This is a genomic window from Pyxidicoccus xibeiensis, assembly GCF_024198175.1.
In the GTDB taxonomy this organism is placed as follows: Bacteria; Myxococcota; Myxococcia; order Myxococcales; family Myxococcaceae; genus Myxococcus; species Myxococcus xibeiensis.
In genome coordinates this window covers 148,606-162,799 of record NZ_JAJVKV010000019.1, presented here as the reverse complement: position 1 = coordinate 162,799, position 14,194 = coordinate 148,606, and the positions used below count along the sequence as shown (strand labels likewise).

The following is a 14,194-nucleotide window of genomic DNA, read 5'->3' as shown; positions in this document are numbered from 1 at the left end:
CCCGGGCCGCCGCGCAGGCCCGGCGTGCGGCGCCGGCGCCCAGGCCCGCGCCGGTCCGCGCCGCCGCCGCCGCGCCGCCGCCCACGCCCTCCCGGCTCCACCTCACCGCGCTGGAGCGCATCGAGGAAGGGGACGAGGCGGGCGCCACCGCCGTGCTGGAGGCGCTGGTGCGCCAGTCTCCGGACTACCTGCCGGGCCTGCTGGAGCTGGCCCTGCTGCGGGAGCGCTCCGGGGCGCGTGAGGCGGCCGTGCCGCTGATGCGTGCCCTCCGTTCTCGCGCCGAGCGCCTCCCTCCCGACCAGCTGGTGGACGGGCCCGAGGCGCTGCCGGCGCGCTTCTACCAGGCGTCTGCGGACGCCTACCTCAATCTAGGTGCACTCGAATGAAGGTCACCCCGCGGTCCATGGAAGAAGCCCAGGAGGTGGAGGCGCGCGAGCTTTTGGAGCGGCGCGCGGCCCGCCTGCGGGACCAGGGTGAGGCGGCCGTCGAAGAGGCCGTCCATTGGATTGCCGAGTTCCCCCTGGGCGAGGAGCGCTATGCGCTCTCCCTCGAGACGCTGCGCGCCGCGCTGCCGCTGAAGATGGTGTCGCCGGTGCCGCTGTCGGCCCCGCACGTCGTCGGCGTGCTGCGCTTCCAGGGCCAGGTGCTGGCCGCGCTCAGCCTGGCGTCGCTCTTGGGCGGGCACGGCTGGCGGCAGGACCCGGCGGTGCTGCTGGTGGTGGACCGCGGTGACGGCGAGCTGTGCGCGCTGGACTGCGAGGCCATTCCCCGTCCCACCACGCTGCCCATGAGCGCGGTGGAGGCGGCGCGCGTGCGCGCGGAAGGGGCGGTGATGGAGGTCTTCACCCAGGACCGCCAGCTCATCCACCTCATCGACTTGAAGCGCCTGTTCGCCCTGCGCGGGACGGGAGGTCGTCATGCCCGTTGATCCGCTGCTGCAGGGACTCGTCGCGGGGTTCGCCGTGGAGGCCCAGGAGGTCATCCAGAAGGTCACCATGGACCTGCTGGAGCTGGAGCGCGACGGGCTGGAGACCGACGCGCTGTCCAAGCTCTACGTCCGGCTGGGCCGGCACCTGCACACCCTCAAGGGCAGCGCCTCGTCGCTGGGCATGCAGGACCTGGGCGACATCGCCCACAAGCTGGAGGACGCGCTCGCCCCGCTGAAGGCGAACCCCCAGAAGATGCCGCGGCCGGTGGTGGACATCCTCCTGCACGGGCTGGACCTGTTCATGCTCCGCGCCCAGGCGCACGCGGACGGGCGGGGAGACGCGCTGCCGGACCCGGCCGCCGCCCTGGCGCAGCTGGTGTCGGAGGCGCCGCCGCCCGAGGTGGCCGCGGCCATGGGCGAGCCCGCGCCCTTCCGGGCCGCCACCGTGATGGCCGCTCCCGTCTCCGAGCCCGCCCCGGGCGCGCCGGTGACGGAGCTTGCCCCGGTGCCCTCGCCGGAAATGGCGCCCGAGTCGGCGGACGCCGGCTGGCGCGTGTCGTCGCGGCAGGTGACGGCGCTGATGCGCGAGGTGGAGCGCCTGCGCGAGGTGCGGCTGCGCTTCGAGGAGCGCGGCCGGGAGCTGGACCGCGTGGTGTCGATGCTCGCGAAGCAGGGGCTCCTGGCGGAGACGGCCGAGGCGCGCTCGTCGCTCGCCGGCACGTCGCGCTCGCTGCGCACCGACGGCGAGGAGACGGGCGACATCGTCGAGGCGCTGGAGGAGGGCCTCAAGGCCATCACCACCCGCCCGGTCCGGACCATTCTCGACCCGCTCCAGCGCATGGTGCGCGATTTGTCGCGCCAGCTGGGCAAGGAGGCGCGGCTGTCCGTGGTGGGCTCCGAGGTGTCGCTGGACAGGCGCCTGCTGGAGAAGCTGCAGGGCGCGCTGGTGCACCTGCTGCGCAACGCGGTGGACCACGGCCTGGAGCTGCCGGCCCAGCGCGAGCGCGCCGGCAAGCACCACGAGGGCGCGCTGACGATGCGCGTGGAGCAGCAGGGCAACCTGCTCTTCCTCGAGTGCGCGGACGACGGCGCCGGCATCGACCTGGAGCGCGTGCGCAAGGTGGCGGAGCAGCGCGGCGTCGTCACCTCGGAGGAGACGGCGCGGCTCAACGAGAACCAGGTGCGAGACCTCATCTTCCGGCCCGGCTTCAGCACGCGCTCGGACGTGACGGACACCTCCGGGCGCGGCGTGGGGCTGGACGCGGTGCGCGCCTCGGTGGAGGGGCTGCAGGGCCGCATCGAGGTGGCCAGCACGCCGGGGCAGGGCACCCGCTTCATGCTCACCCTGCCGGTGGACCTGGGCAGCTCGCCCGTGCTGGTGGTGCGCGCGACGGAGCAGCTGGTGGGCCTGCCCATGCTGGCGGTGGAGGCCACGCAGCTGGCCCGCGCGGACTCGCTGCGGCTGGGCAAGCGCCGGGCGCACCTGGAATACCAGGGGCAGCTGTTGCCGGTGGTGGACCTGGGCGCGCGGCTGGGCCTGCGCGCGCTGGCGCCGCCCACCGAGGGGCAGCCGCTGCTCATCGTGCAGAGCGGAGGCAAGCGCGTGGCGCTGGCGGTGGACGCGGTGGTGGGAGACCGGGACCTGGTCATCCGCCCGCTGCCCTCCGAGGTGCGCGACGTGCCGGCCTGGCAGGGCGCGGCCACGCTCAGCCGGGGAGAGCTGCTGCTCATCTGCCGTCCGGACTGGCTGGTGACGGACACTTCGCAGGCGCAGGTGGTGGCGCAGCGGCGGGCGCTGGTGGTGGACGACTCGCTCACCGCGCGCGCGCTGCACCGGGCCATGCTGGAGGCCGGCGGCTTCACGGTGCACCTGGCGGCCAGCGGGGCGCGGGCGCTGGACAGGCTCCAGACGGACACCTACGACGTCGTCATCTGCGACCTGGACATGGAGGAGATGGACGGCGTGCAGCTCATCGCGAGGCTGCGCGAGCGCAAGGAGACGGCGTCGCTGCCCGTCATCCTCGTCTCCGCCCATGACAGCGCCGCCGCGCGCGAGCGCGGGCTGGCGGCGGGGGCGGACGGCTACCTCAGCAAGCGCGAGTGCGCCGCGGGCCGCCTGCTGGCCGAGGTGCTCGACGTCATGAGCCGCAGGGGGAACAGGGCGTGAGTGCAAAGCGGTCCATCCGCGTCCTGGTGGTGGATGACTCCCCCACCATGGCCAACACGCTGACCGCGCTCCTCACGCTGGAGCCGCGCATCGAGGTCGTCGGCCGGGCCGGGGATGGCAACCGCGCGGTGCAGCTCGCCCGGCTGTTGCGCCCGGACGTCATCACCATGGACCTGCTGCTGCCGGGGCTGGACGGCCCGGGGGCCATCGCCGCCATCATGTCCCAGTCGCCCGCGCGCATCCTGGTGGTGAGCGCGGTGGCGGAGCAGCGCGGGGTGGACCTGGGCTTCCAGGCCATGAGCGCCGGCGCGCTGGAGCTCATCGGCAAGCCCAACGTCACCAACGCCGAGGAGCTGCGCAAGTGGGGCCGCGACCTGGCCCACTCGGTGTGCCTGATGGCGGAGGTGCCCGTCATCTCGCGCCGCCCGCGCGCGAGCGTGGTGCCGCCGCCGCCCACCGGGGCGCGGGTGGACGTGTTCGGCATCGTCGCGTCCACTGGCGGCCCGCCCGCGCTGGCGGACCTGCTGGCCAAGCTTCCCAGGGACTTGCCCGTCCCGCTGCTCATCGCCCAGCACATCACCGTGGGCTTCACCCAGGGCATGGTGCGCTGGCTGTCCCAGGTGACGCCCCTGCCGGTGGACATCGCCAAGGATGGCGAGCGGCTGGAGCCGGGCCGGGTGTACTTCCCGCTGGACGGGCACGACCTCACGGTGGACGGCAGCGGCCTGGCGCGGCTGCAGCGCACCAAGGGCGGCCCGTGCCCCAGCGGGGACCTGCTGCTGTCGTCCATTGCCGTGGCCTTCGGCCGGCGCAGCGGCGGCGTGGTGCTCACCGGCATGGGCGAGGACGGCGCGCGGGGCCTGCTGGCCATCCGCAACGCGGGCGGCGTGACGTTCTCGCAGGACGAGGCGTCCTCGGTCGTCTACGGCATGCCGCGCGCCGCGCTGGAGCTGAAGGCCACCGACCAGGGCGTGCCCCTGGCCGCCGTGCCGGACCTCATCCTGCAGAGCTGCGCGCTGCCCGGCTTCCGGGGCGCGCGCGGCGAGGGAGGGCCCGTCCGATGAGCCTCCCGTCCCGGGCCCCGGGCCCGTGTTCCTCCACTTCCTGCCCGCGTCCGCGCGGGCCCCGTCCTGACGTCGTCTCCCCGGTGGTGATTCCGTGAACCTTCCGCAACCTTCGCTCACCACGCAGCTCACCCAGCAGTTCCGTCAGTCGCTGGGGCTGGCGCCGAAGTTCATCCTCGTCACCGGCGTCATCAGCGCCACGCTGGCCGCCATCCTCACCGGCATCGCCACCCACCGGCTGGAGAGCGACCTGGTGGACAGCCACCTGCGCGAGGGCCAGCTGCTGGCGCGCAGCCTCGCGGTGGCCGCCGAGCAGGGCATCACCGCCCGCGACGGCACGCTGCAGCCCATCCTCAACGTCGGACGGGAGAGCGAGGACCTGTCCTACGTCTACGTCCAGGAGGCGAACGGCAACATCCTGGCCCACACCTTCGATGGCGCGTTCCCCGAGTCGCTGAAGGCCGCCGCCCCGACGGCGGAGGCCGGGGCCGTGCTGGAGGTGGTGTCCGGCGACAAGACGCTGCACGCCCTGAACGTGGCCGCCCCGGTGAACGACGGCAAGCTGGGCATGGTGCACGTGGGCGTGTCCGTGGACCACATCGAGGACCTGGTCTCCGAGCTGCGCTGGCGGATGATGGGGTTCGCCGCGCTGCTGGTGGCCCTGGGCGTGGCCGTGTCCGCGCTGTTCGGCCGCAGCATCGTCCGCCCGCTGCGGGAGTTGACGGAGGTGGCGGGCCACATCGTCGAGTCTGGCGACCTCACCCGTCCCATCCAGGCGAAGAGCGGCGACGAGGTGGGCCGGCTGGCCAACTCCTTCGCGCAGATGGTGGGCCGGCTGAAGGAAGTGACTGTCAACCTCCAGCAGGCGGCCACGGCGCTCACCCAGTCCACCGAGCACCTCAACACGTCCTCCACCGACCAGGCGCAGACCATCTCCCGGCAGGCCGCCGCGCTCCAGGAGACGCAGGTGACGGCGCAGGAAATCAAGCAGACGTCCATGCTGGCCGCGCAGAAGGCGGAGAGCGTGCTCTCCGTGGCCGAGCGCGCGGACGCGCTGGCCAAGTCGGGTGAGGCCTCCATCGAGCTGACCATGGCGGGCCTCAACGACATCCGCGTCCAGGTGGGCGAGATTGCCCAGAAGATTCTCGAGCTGGGCGAGCGCACGCAGCAGATTGGCGGCATCACCCAGACGGTGAAGGACCTGGCGGACCAGTCCAACATGCTGGCGCTCAACGCGGCCATCGAGTCCGTCCGCTCCGGCGAGCACGGCAAGGGCTTTGGCGTGGTGGCCCGCGAAATCCGCGCGCTGGCGGACCAGTCCATCCAGGCCACCACGCGGGTGCGCGAGCTGCTGGACGACATCGCCAACTCGGTGACGTCCGCCGTGCGAATCACGGAGCGCGGCGCCGAGCGCATGGAGGCGGGCCTGGCCCAGGTGCGCACCAGCGGGCAGAACCTCCGCGAGCTGTCCTCCATCGTCCAGGACAACGCCGCCGCCGTGCGGCAGATTGCCGCCGCCGTCAGCCAGCAGAACGTGGGCATCAATCAAATCACCCTGGCCGTGAACGACCTGTCCAAGATGATGGACGAGACGGTGGCCCGCATCGGCTCCACCGGCGAGGCCGCCACCACGCTGCAAATCATCTCCGAGCAGCTCTCCAGCGCCGTGAAGAGCTACCGCGTCGGCTGAGCCGCGAAGCCCTCGGAAAGGCGAAGGCCCCGACTCCCACCGTGGGAGCCGGGGCCTCGTCATTTCCAGCGACGGGACGCGCCAGCGCTACGCGACTTCCGCGGGGGTGGGGACGGCCTGCAGCTTCAGGCTGTCGCCCTCCACGTCGTAGCGGGCGACGCCGCCATTCTTCAGGTCGCCGAAGAGGAGCGCCTCGGCGAGCGGCTTCTTCAGCGAGTTGTCCACCAGGCGGGCCATGGGCCGGGCGCCGAAGGCCGGGTCGTAGCCGTGCTCGGCCAGCCACGCGCGGGCGGCGGGCGTGAGCTCCAGCTTCACCTTCTTCTCGTCCAGCATCTTCTGGAGGAGGCGGACCTCCTTGTCGACCACCTTGAGGATGATTTCCGGCGGCAGCCCCGAGAAGAGAATCCACCCGTCCAGCCGGTTGCGGAACTCCGGCGTGAAGGTGCGCTCAATCGCCTTCTTCGCGCGGGAGCCGTCGGCCGCCTTCTGCAGGTCCCCGAAGCCGATGGCCTTGGTGCTCATCTCCTGGGCGCCCGCGTTGGTGGTGAGGATGACGACGATGTTGCGGAAGTCGGCCTTGCGGCCGTTGTTGTCCGTCAGCGTCGCGTGGTCCATCACCTGGAGCAGGATGTTGAAGAGGTCCGGGTGGGCCTTCTCGATTTCATCCAGCACCAGCACGGCGTACGGGTGCTTGCGCACCGCGTCCGTCAACAGGCCGCCCTGGTCGAAGCCCACGTAGCCCGGAGGCGCGCCGATGAGCCGGCTCACCGTGTGCTTCTCCGAGTACTCGCTCATGTCGAAGCGCAGGAACTCCACGCCCAGCGTCTGTGCGAGCTGCTTGGCCAGCTCCGTCTTGCCCACGCCCGTGGGGCCCGAGAAGAGGAACGAGCCGATGGGCTTCTCCGGCGCACGCAGGCCGGAGCGGGCCAGCTTGATGGCGCTGACCAGGTCCTTGATGGCGCTGTCCTGCCCGAAGATGACCGCCTGGAGCTCCTTCTCCAGATTCTGGAGCTGGACGCCCTCGCTGGCGGACACGCTCTTGGCGGGAATCTTCGCCATCTTCGCGACGACGGCCTCCACGTCCGCGCCGGTGACGGTGTTGGTGCGCTTGCCCTCCGGCTTGAGCCGCTCGGCGGCGCCCGTCTCGTCGATGACGTCGATGGCCTTGTCCGGCAGGAACCGGTCGTTGATGTGCTTGGCGGACAGCTCCGCCGCCGCGCGGATGGCCTCGGGCTGGTACTTCACCCCGTGGTGCTCCTCGTAGCGGCTCTTCAGCCCCTCCAGGATGAGGACGGTGTCCTCCACGGACGGCTCGCCGACCTCAATCTTCTGGAAGCGCCGCGACAGCGCGCGGTCCCTCTCGAAGGCGGCCTTGTACTCCTGGAACGTCGTGGAGCCGATGCAGCGCAGCCGCCCGCTGGCCAGCGCGGGCTTGAGCAGGTTGGACGCATCCATGGAGCCGCCACTGGTGGCGCCCGCGCCGACGATGGTGTGGATTTCGTCGATGAAGAGGATGGCGTCCTTCTGCTCCTGGAGGGCCTTGAGCACGCCCTTGAGGCGCTCCTCGAACTGGCCGCGGAACTTGGTGCCCGCGAGCAGCGCGCCCATGTCCAGCGAGTAGACGACGGAGTTCTTCAGCGCCTCCGGCACCCGGCCCTCGTGGATGTGCAGGGCCAGCCCTTCCGCGATGGCCGTCTTGCCCACGCCCGCCTCACCCACGTAGAGCGGGTTGTTCTTCCGGCGGCGGCAGAGCACCTGGATGGTGCGCTCCAGCTCCTTCTCGCGGCCGATGAGCGGGTCGATGCGCCCCTCCTTGGCCTCGATGTTGAGCTGGGTGGTGTAGGCCTCCAGCGGGCTCTTCTTCGGGGCCTCGCCGTCCTCGTCGTCACCCGCGGGCGCGGAGCGGCCCGGAGCGCCCTCGGAGGACGCGCCACCCTCGCCCTCGGCGTCCTTGGAGATGCCGTGGGAGATGTAGTTGAGCAGGTCGAGCCGGGTGACGCCCTCCTGCTGGAGGAGGTAGAGCGCCTGGCTCTCCTCCTCACGGAACATGGCCACCAGCACGTCGCCGCCGTCGATGAGCTTCTGCTCGGCGGACAGCGCATGCATGGCCGCACGGTGGAGCACGCGCTCCACGCCGATGGTCTGCTGCGGCTCGGCCTCCACGCCCTCAGGCAGGCGTTCGACCGTCTCCTCCAGGAAGGACACCAGGCGCTCCTGGAGTCGCTTCACGTTGGCACCACACGACTTGAGGACCTCGCGCGTGCGCGAGTCCCGGGTCAGCGCGAGGAGCAGATGCTCCAGCGTCAGGTACTCGTGGCGCATCTTCCGCGCCTCTTCCAAGGCGGTACGGAAGCTGGCCTGCAATTCCTTGGCAATCAGCGGTCCTGCCACGTTTCAACCTTCCTCGGGTTCCATGGAGAGCCGCAGCGGGAACCCATTCTCCTGGGCCGCGGCCTCCACCGTCTGAATCTTCGTCTCGGCGACCTCGAACGTATAGACGCCGGCCACCCCGACTCCGTTGTAATGAACGTGCAGCATGATCTGCACGGCATCCGTCTCCGACTTGTGGAAGATCTCCTTGAGCACGGCCACGACGAACTCCCGCGTCGTGTAGTTGTCGTTGTGCAGAAGCACCTTGTAGAGGGGCGGCTTCTTCAGCTTCTGCTTGGGGGCGGACTCCGTGACGACGGAGGTATCGTGCTCGTGCTTCTGCGCCATGGGTGTATCGGACTCCCTTTAATGACGTCGGGGGCTGGGATTTTCAGGCCCCCTCCTTGAAACCTGTCTCTGCCCGCCACTGGGGCAGGCCGCCTCTCACGGCTGCCCGCTCGTGGGACAGGAAGTCGCGGACCGCCCGGTCCAACCCCGGGTGGAGGAGCAGGTGCGCACTGTATGTGAGCCGGGGCTCGAAGCCCCGGGTGAGCTTGTGCTCGCCGCCCGCGCCCGGCTCGAAGCGCGCCAGGCCCCTGGAGATGCCCTCCTCCACCGGGTGGTACAGGCAGACGTTGAAGTGGAGGAAGGGGTGCTCCTCGAAGCAGCCCCAGTAACGGCCATACAGGGCGCCGGGCCCGGCGAAGTTGAACGCCCCGGCCACCAGCCGTCCTCCCCGGCGGGCCTCCACCAGCTCACAGCGGTGCCGGAAGCAGGCGAGCATCCGGGCGAAGAAGTCCGGGGTGAGGAAGCGCTGCCCCCACGGGTACTTGTCCACCGTGGAGACGTACAGGCGGTGGACGGCCTGTGCGTCCACCTCCGCCAGCGCGTCGCCGCGCAGGGTGCGCACGGTGATGCCCTGCTCGGCGGGCGCGCGCAGCTCGCGGCGCAGCTGGTTGCGCCGCTTGGAGTGGAAGCGGGCGAGGAAGTCGTCCAGGGTGCGGTAGCCCTCGTTGCGCCACTGGTACTGGACGCCCAGGCGCAGCGCGAAGCCCTGGGCCTCCAGCACGGGCAGCTCCTCCTCGGTGGGGAAGAGGACGTGGACGCCGGACAGGCGCTCGGCGCGGGCGTACTCCTGGGCGGCGGCGTACAGCTCCGCCTCGCGGGCGGGCCGGTCCTCGCCCGGGGCCACCAGCACGCGCCGGCCGGTGGCGGGGGTGAAGGGCACGGTGAGCACGAGCTTCGGGTAGTAGCGCAGGCCGGCGCGCTCGGAGGCGGTGGCCCAGGGCCCGTCGAAGACGAACTCGCCGTTGCTGTCGTCCTTGAGGTACGCGGGCGCCGCGGCCACCAGGCGGGAGCCGCGCCACAGCGTGAGGTGGCGGGGGTGCCAGCCCCGCTCCGGCACCGCGCTGCCGCTCTCCTCGAGGCAGGCCAGGAAGGTCCACTCCAGGAAGGGCACGGCCGCCTCGTCCACCAGGGCATCCCACGCGGCGCGGGGGACCTCGGTGATGGAGGGCAGGATGCGCAGGGTGGTGGGGAGCGGGGTGGACATCGCGGAGGTCGGGGCGAGCCTATAACGGTGGGATGCGGGTGCCGCCAGGGACGGCCCCTGAGGCTACTTCCCCCGTGTCAGCTCCGCGGCGAGGTAGCGGCCGACTTCCGCCATTCCGGCCTCGCCCCGCCGGCGCCCCTCGTCCGTCTCCATGACCCGGCGGGCGGCGTCGCTCGCGGTGCCCACCTCCAGGTCCAGCAGGATGAGGAAGGCGCTCCACGCGGGGGTGACGGTGGCGGGGCGGCCGGGGCGCAGGGGGCGGTCGCCCAGCGTGGTGGCCACCTTCTCGAGCAGCCCCTCCTCCTTGAGCCGCTTCGTCCCGCCCAGCATGGCGGTCCAGGTGGCCTCCAGCAGCGAGGTCAGCATGCGCCCGGCCAGCGCGGCGGACAGCCGCTGCGAGGCCTCCTCTTCGTCGATGTTGTGGGCCCTGGCGTAGGTGGGCATCAGCTTCGCCACCACCACGGCACGGGTGGCGAGGTGGGCGAGGCGGGGAGGGTAGGACATGGCGCGCTCCTGGAGTGGGGCGCGGGCGGCCGGTGACAGGCTACCAACGCACGAGCAGACGGTAGCCCTCGGCGCTGCGTTCCTCCACGGTGATTCGCGGTTGGACGGAAGTCAGCTCCAGCATCCGCTCCAGGCCGCCCGCCATCAGGTCCGGCCGGTTGTAGCGGTCCGTGAGGTAGACACGGCGGCCCCGGTCTCCCACCGGGGACAGCGTCACCTCCACGTCCGTGCGGCCCATCATCGCCAGGTAGCGCGGCACCCGCTCCATGGCGCGCGCGGGGCCAATCATCGGCAGCGCCACCGCGGCCACCCGGCCGATGAAGGTCTCCGCGAAGCCGACGACGAGCTGCCGGCCCAGCTGCCGCCAGGCCTCCTCGTCCCCCAGCTCCGGATAGACGTCCTGCCGCGCCAGGGCCGTCACCCGCTGCCAGAGCTGGATGGGGTAGTCCAGCTCCGGGCGCTTCATGTCGTACCCGAGCGCCACCAGCTCCCGCGCCAGCCGCCCTTCCGCCTCCGCCTTCAGCCCCCGCACGAACAACCCCTCGAAGACGCTCGCCGGCACCCGTGGCGACGACGGCGGCACTTCGGCGGGACGGCGGGAATGGGTCATCAGCATCGGCGGGCGCCCGGGGGAGCGGTTATTTCACGAGTATACAGGTTTTCCACTACGCATCCGGGTTGCCCCTGGATTTCTGCCTGGAAGTAGAAGCAGCAGCGGGAGCGGCTGCTTCCCGGAGAGTCGGGTTGCCATGACGCTTCGGGGGGCTTAGAGGAGAGGCCCTGAGGAGATACGAATGTCGGTGAACATCCAGCTCGAGTGGACCCCGAACCCCAGCACGCTGAAGTACGTGGTGGACCGGAAGCTGTTGGCGGGTGGGGCTCTGAACTTCACGAGCCGGGACGATGCCCAGGTGAAGTCCCCGTTGGCGCACAAGCTGATGGACGTGCGCGGCGTCACGGCGGTGATGATTGGCAGCAACTTCGTGACGGTGACGAAGGGCGACGAGGGCGAGTGGGACGAGCTCAATGACGCGGTGATGTCCGCGCTGGACACGCACCTGACGGCCAACGAGCCGGTGGTGGACGAGGCCGCGGTGGCGGCGGCGCGCCAGGCGGCGGCCGGGTCCGCGGCGGCTGGCGGCTCGGTGGAGGCGCGCATCCAGGACATCCTGGACAGCGAAATCCGCCCGGCGGTGGCCATGGACGGTGGCGACATCACCCTGGACCGCTTCGAGGAGGGCATCGTCTACCTGCACATGAAGGGCTCGTGCGCGGGCTGCCCGTCCTCCACGGCGACGCTGAAGATGGGAATCGAAGGACGACTGCGCGAGGCCATTCCCGAGGTCCTCGAGGTGGTGTCCGTCTGAGGCGCAACGTCAAGGCTTCGCAGGTCCGGCGGGAGCTGTTGCCGGACCAGTCACCAGCCCTCCTGCGTGAGCTGCACCTGCTCACGCGCGAGGGGAACCTCAACGCGGACGCGCTGCGCAAGCTCAAGCAGGTCAACCACCTGATGGGGCTGTTGCGGCCCGCCATCGAAGACGTGCAGGCGCGCCACCCGGACGCCGTGCTCGTGGACGCGGGCAGCGGCAATGCGTACCTGGGCTTCGTCCTGTACGAGCTGTTCCTGAAGGACGCGGCGTCCGGGACGCTGCTGTCGATTGAAGGCCGGCCGGACCTGACGGAGCGCGCGAAGGGGCGCGCCGAGCGGCTGGGCTTCTCGCGGATGAAGTTCGAGACGGCGCACATCGACACGGCGACGTACCCGGAGCGCATCCACCTCTTGATGGCGCTGCACGCGTGCGACACGGCGACGGACGACGCGCTGGTGGCGGCCATCCGCCACGGGGCGGACCACGTGGCGGTGGTGCCGTGCTGCCAGGCGGAGGTGGCCGCGCAGCTCAAGGAGAAGCGGCCGGTGGTGGCGGGCAGCGGCGCCATGTCGCAGCTGTACGCGCATCCGTGGCACCGGCGCGAGTTCGGCTCGCACCTGACGAACGTCATCCGCGCGCTCACGCTGGAGGCCTACGGCTACCAGGTGACGGTGACGGAGCTGACGGGCTGGGAGCACTCGCTGAAGAACGAGCTGATTCTCGGCCGCCGCGTGCACCGGGAGAACCGCCGCGCCCGCGTGCAGCTGGAGCGACTGCTGGCGGAGACGGGCGTGACGCCCAAGCTGATGCGCGAGCTGGGCGTGAAGCCCGCCGCGGGCGCGACACAGGTGCCGGACGCGCCCCAGGCCGAGGACTCCGAGCCGACGCCGCCCCACGAGCCGTCGTAGCCCACCCGTCGGCGGAGCGCACACGCGTGCCGCTGACCGCCAGCACCGACAGGCATATAACCGAGTGCATGGCGGACACGGTGAAGCGGTCGGAGCTGGTGGCGCTCGTGGACATGGACGGGACGCTCTGTGACTACCAGGGGGCCATGCTCCGGGACCTGGAGCGGCTGCGCAGTCCGGGGGAGCCCCCGCTGACGCCGGACTTCGAGGACTCGCCCTGGATGCGGGCCCGGCAGGAGCTGGTCCGCGGGCAGCCGGGGTGGTGGGCGCGGCTGGAGCCTCGCAAGCAGGGCTTCGAGGTGCTGGCGGAGCTGCGGGCGCTCGGCTTCGAGCTGCACGTGCTCACCAAGGGCCCCGCGCAGTCGACGAATGCGTGGGCGGAGAAGCTCCAGTGGTGCCAGGCGCACGTGCCCGACGCGCGCGTCACCGTCACCATGGACAAGGGGCTCGTCTACGGGAAGGTGCTGGTGGACGACTGGCCCGAGTACATCCACCGCTGGCTGACGTGGCGGCCGCGCGGGCTCGTCATCGTCCCCGCGCAGCCGTGGAACGCCGGCTTCTCCCACCCGAACGCGCTCCGCTACGACGGCACCAACCTGGAAGCGGTGCGCGCCCGGCTCCAGGCGGTGAGGGAGGCCGCGGCTTCCGAGCCTCCCTCACGCACCTGAAGTTCGTCAGTGCGAGGTGTGCAGCGTGACGGTGCGGCCGTGCAGCGGCTGCACGGGGCGGTTGCCCGGGTTGAGGTGCGCCAGCCGCTGGTACGCGGCAATCTGCGCGTCGGACATCTCGATGGGGTGCTTCATCACGTACCACTTCAGCCCTTCGCTGCAGGGGGGCGTGGTGAGTGAGCCCGCGTAGTGGAAGAACGACTTGTTGTGGGGCAGCAGCGCGCTCGCGTTGATGAGCGCTCCCACCGGCGCGCTCGCCTCGCCCTGGTGCTTGGGCAGGTGCTGGAAGGCGTTGAAGAGCGCCGCGTTCGTCGCACCCGTCTGGATGAGGACACCCACGACGAGGGCCGCGTTGCCATTGACGTCGGTGTGCACCAGGTGCAGCTCGAGCGGGTACTGCACGCCGTTCTTCGTGTGCTCGCTGGGCGTGTGGAAGTGGAACTGCTTGAGCTTGTACTCGTTGGCGCCCAGCGTGACGGTGCTGCCGACGTCGTAGGCGAACTCCACCGTGTGGCCGGTGTTGGCCATGTGCACGTGGCTGGTGTGGTAGTGGAAGGCGGGGACGGCCGTGGGCTGCTGCACGGCGTTCGCCGTCACCAGCGCGATGGGCGACTGCTGCTGGCCCGTCGCGCACATCGCGTCGCCCGGGAGCTCACCCCAGTGCTCGGGGCTGACGGTGTCCGCGTAGCCATAGTGGGGCTCCACGCTGAGCGTGGTGGCGGTGTTCGGCGTCGCCAGCGTGCCGTCAGCGAAGGCACTGGAGGCGAGGAAGAGGGATGACAGCAGCGCGCCCCGAAGAGCGCGGACCGAGACGTTTCGATGCGGGGACATGGGTGCTTCCTCTGGCCCGAGTCAGGATACGAGCGGGGTGTCCCTCTCATCACAGGCCGGGGACGTCTCGCTCTTCATGGACCCGCCGCAACTCGAGCCGCGCTGGCGGGCGCCCCCCCATTACGCCAGTCGCGGGAAATCT

13 protein-coding genes and 1 pseudogene are annotated in these 14,194 nt (G+C 71.2%); 8 read left to right on the top strand and 6 right to left on the bottom strand.

Features of this window, described 5'->3' with window-relative positions; genetic code table 11:
• The 5 genes and pseudogenes from LXT23_RS44630 to LXT23_RS44610 all read left to right on the top strand — a co-directional run.
• A pseudogene (locus tag LXT23_RS44630) lies at positions 1 to 386 on the top strand (CheR family methyltransferase); the annotation flags it as partial.
• On the top strand, positions 383 to 928 hold the full coding sequence (locus tag LXT23_RS44625) for a chemotaxis protein CheW (protein ID WP_253986620.1): 546 nt from the start codon (positions 383 to 385) through the stop codon (positions 926 to 928). The pseudogene LXT23_RS44630 and the gene LXT23_RS44625, both read left to right, overlap by 4 nt.
• Positions 918 to 3,095, top strand: a complete 2,178-nt coding sequence (locus tag LXT23_RS44620) for a hybrid sensor histidine kinase/response regulator (protein WP_253986619.1) — start codon at positions 918 to 920, stop codon at positions 3,093 to 3,095. Before LXT23_RS44625 ends, LXT23_RS44620 begins: the two co-directional genes overlap by 11 nt.
• Positions 3,092 to 4,159 (top strand): chemotaxis protein CheB, encoded by a 1,068-nt coding sequence (locus LXT23_RS44615; RefSeq protein WP_253986618.1) that lies wholly within the window; start codon positions 3,092 to 3,094, stop codon positions 4,157 to 4,159. The genes LXT23_RS44620 and LXT23_RS44615 overlap by 4 nt, the downstream gene beginning before the upstream one ends.
• 94 nt (positions 4,160 to 4,253) lie before the next feature.
• On the top strand, positions 4,254 to 5,849 hold the full coding sequence (locus LXT23_RS44610) for a methyl-accepting chemotaxis protein (RefSeq protein WP_253986617.1): 1,596 nt from the start codon (positions 4,254 to 4,256) through the stop codon (positions 5,847 to 5,849).
• Between the two features lie 87 nt (positions 5,850 to 5,936).
• On the opposite strand, the gene clpA is transcribed toward LXT23_RS44610, so the two are convergent.
• From clpA to LXT23_RS44585, 5 genes are all read right to left on the bottom strand, one after another.
• Positions 5,937 to 8,240: an ATP-dependent Clp protease ATP-binding subunit ClpA gene (gene clpA, locus LXT23_RS44605; protein WP_253986616.1), complete on the bottom strand. Its 2,304-nt coding sequence runs from the start codon at positions 8,238 to 8,240 to the stop codon at positions 5,937 to 5,939.
• 3 nt (positions 8,241 to 8,243) lie between these two features.
• Positions 8,244 to 8,567, bottom strand: coding sequence for an ATP-dependent Clp protease adaptor ClpS (locus LXT23_RS44600; protein ID WP_253986615.1), 324 nt, complete (start codon positions 8,565 to 8,567; stop codon positions 8,244 to 8,246).
• 43 nt (positions 8,568 to 8,610) lie between these two features.
• Positions 8,611 to 9,771, bottom strand: coding sequence for a GNAT family N-acetyltransferase (locus LXT23_RS44595; protein ID WP_253986614.1), 1,161 nt, complete (start codon positions 9,769 to 9,771; stop codon positions 8,611 to 8,613).
• Positions 9,772 to 9,834: 63 nt separating this feature from the next.
• Positions 9,835 to 10,275, bottom strand: a complete 441-nt coding sequence (locus LXT23_RS44590) for a hypothetical protein (protein WP_253986613.1) — start codon at positions 10,273 to 10,275, stop codon at positions 9,835 to 9,837.
• A 40-nt stretch (positions 10,276 to 10,315) separates the two neighbouring features.
• A complete protein-coding gene (locus LXT23_RS44585; RefSeq protein WP_253986628.1) occupies positions 10,316 to 10,885 on the bottom strand; it encodes a DUF2378 family protein in 570 nt (189 codons plus the stop codon).
• 184 nt (positions 10,886 to 11,069) lie between these two features.
• On the opposite strand from LXT23_RS44585, the gene LXT23_RS44580 reads away from it, so the two are divergent.
• The 3 genes from LXT23_RS44580 to LXT23_RS44570 all read left to right on the top strand — a co-directional run bounded on the left by LXT23_RS44580 (position 11,070) and on the right by LXT23_RS44570 (position 13,221).
• Positions 11,070 to 11,642: a NifU family protein gene (locus LXT23_RS44580; RefSeq protein ID WP_253986612.1), complete on the top strand. Its 573-nt coding sequence runs from the start codon at positions 11,070 to 11,072 to the stop codon at positions 11,640 to 11,642.
• A 143-nt stretch (positions 11,643 to 11,785) separates the two neighbouring features.
• Positions 11,786 to 12,553, top strand: coding sequence for a class I SAM-dependent methyltransferase (locus tag LXT23_RS44575; RefSeq protein ID WP_253986627.1), 768 nt, complete (start codon positions 11,786 to 11,788; stop codon positions 12,551 to 12,553).
• Between the two features lie 26 nt (positions 12,554 to 12,579).
• Positions 12,580 to 13,221, top strand: a complete 642-nt coding sequence (locus tag LXT23_RS44570; protein ID WP_253986611.1) for a 5' nucleotidase, NT5C type — start codon at positions 12,580 to 12,582, stop codon at positions 13,219 to 13,221.
• 6 nt (positions 13,222 to 13,227) lie between these two features.
• On the opposite strand, the gene LXT23_RS44565 is transcribed toward LXT23_RS44570, so the two are convergent.
• Positions 13,228 to 14,052, bottom strand: a complete 825-nt coding sequence (locus LXT23_RS44565) for a carbonic anhydrase (RefSeq protein WP_253986610.1) — start codon at positions 14,050 to 14,052, stop codon at positions 13,228 to 13,230.
• Between the last annotated feature and the right edge of the window lie 142 nt (positions 14,053 to 14,194).

What these genes read in the sequence shown, in the direction of transcription:
- LXT23_RS44625 (WP_253986620.1), top strand. Translation starts at nt 383, where the DNA reads ATGAAGGTCACCCCGCGGTCCATGGAAGAAGCCCAGGAGGTGGAGGCG.
- LXT23_RS44620 (WP_253986619.1), top strand. Translation starts at nt 918, where the DNA reads ATGCCCGTTGATCCGCTGCTGCAGGGACTCGTCGCGGGGTTCGCCGTG.
- LXT23_RS44600 (WP_253986615.1), bottom strand. Translation starts at nt 8,567, where the DNA reads ATGGCGCAGAAGCACGAGCACGATACCTCCGTCGTCACGGAGTCCGCC.
- LXT23_RS44595 (WP_253986614.1), bottom strand. Translation starts at nt 9,771, where the DNA reads ATGTCCACCCCGCTCCCCACCACCCTGCGCATCCTGCCCTCCATCACC.
- LXT23_RS44590 (WP_253986613.1), bottom strand. Translation starts at nt 10,275, where the DNA reads ATGTCCTACCCTCCCCGCCTCGCCCACCTCGCCACCCGTGCCGTGGTG.
- LXT23_RS44585 (WP_253986628.1), bottom strand. Translation starts at nt 10,885, where the DNA reads ATGACCCATTCCCGCCGTCCCGCCGAAGTGCCGCCGTCGTCGCCACGG.
- LXT23_RS44580 (WP_253986612.1), top strand. Translation starts at nt 11,070, where the DNA reads ATGTCGGTGAACATCCAGCTCGAGTGGACCCCGAACCCCAGCACGCTG.
- LXT23_RS44575 (WP_253986627.1), top strand. Translation starts at nt 11,786, where the DNA reads ATGGGGCTGTTGCGGCCCGCCATCGAAGACGTGCAGGCGCGCCACCCG.
- LXT23_RS44565 (WP_253986610.1), bottom strand. Translation starts at nt 14,052, where the DNA reads ATGTCCCCGCATCGAAACGTCTCGGTCCGCGCTCTTCGGGGCGCGCTG.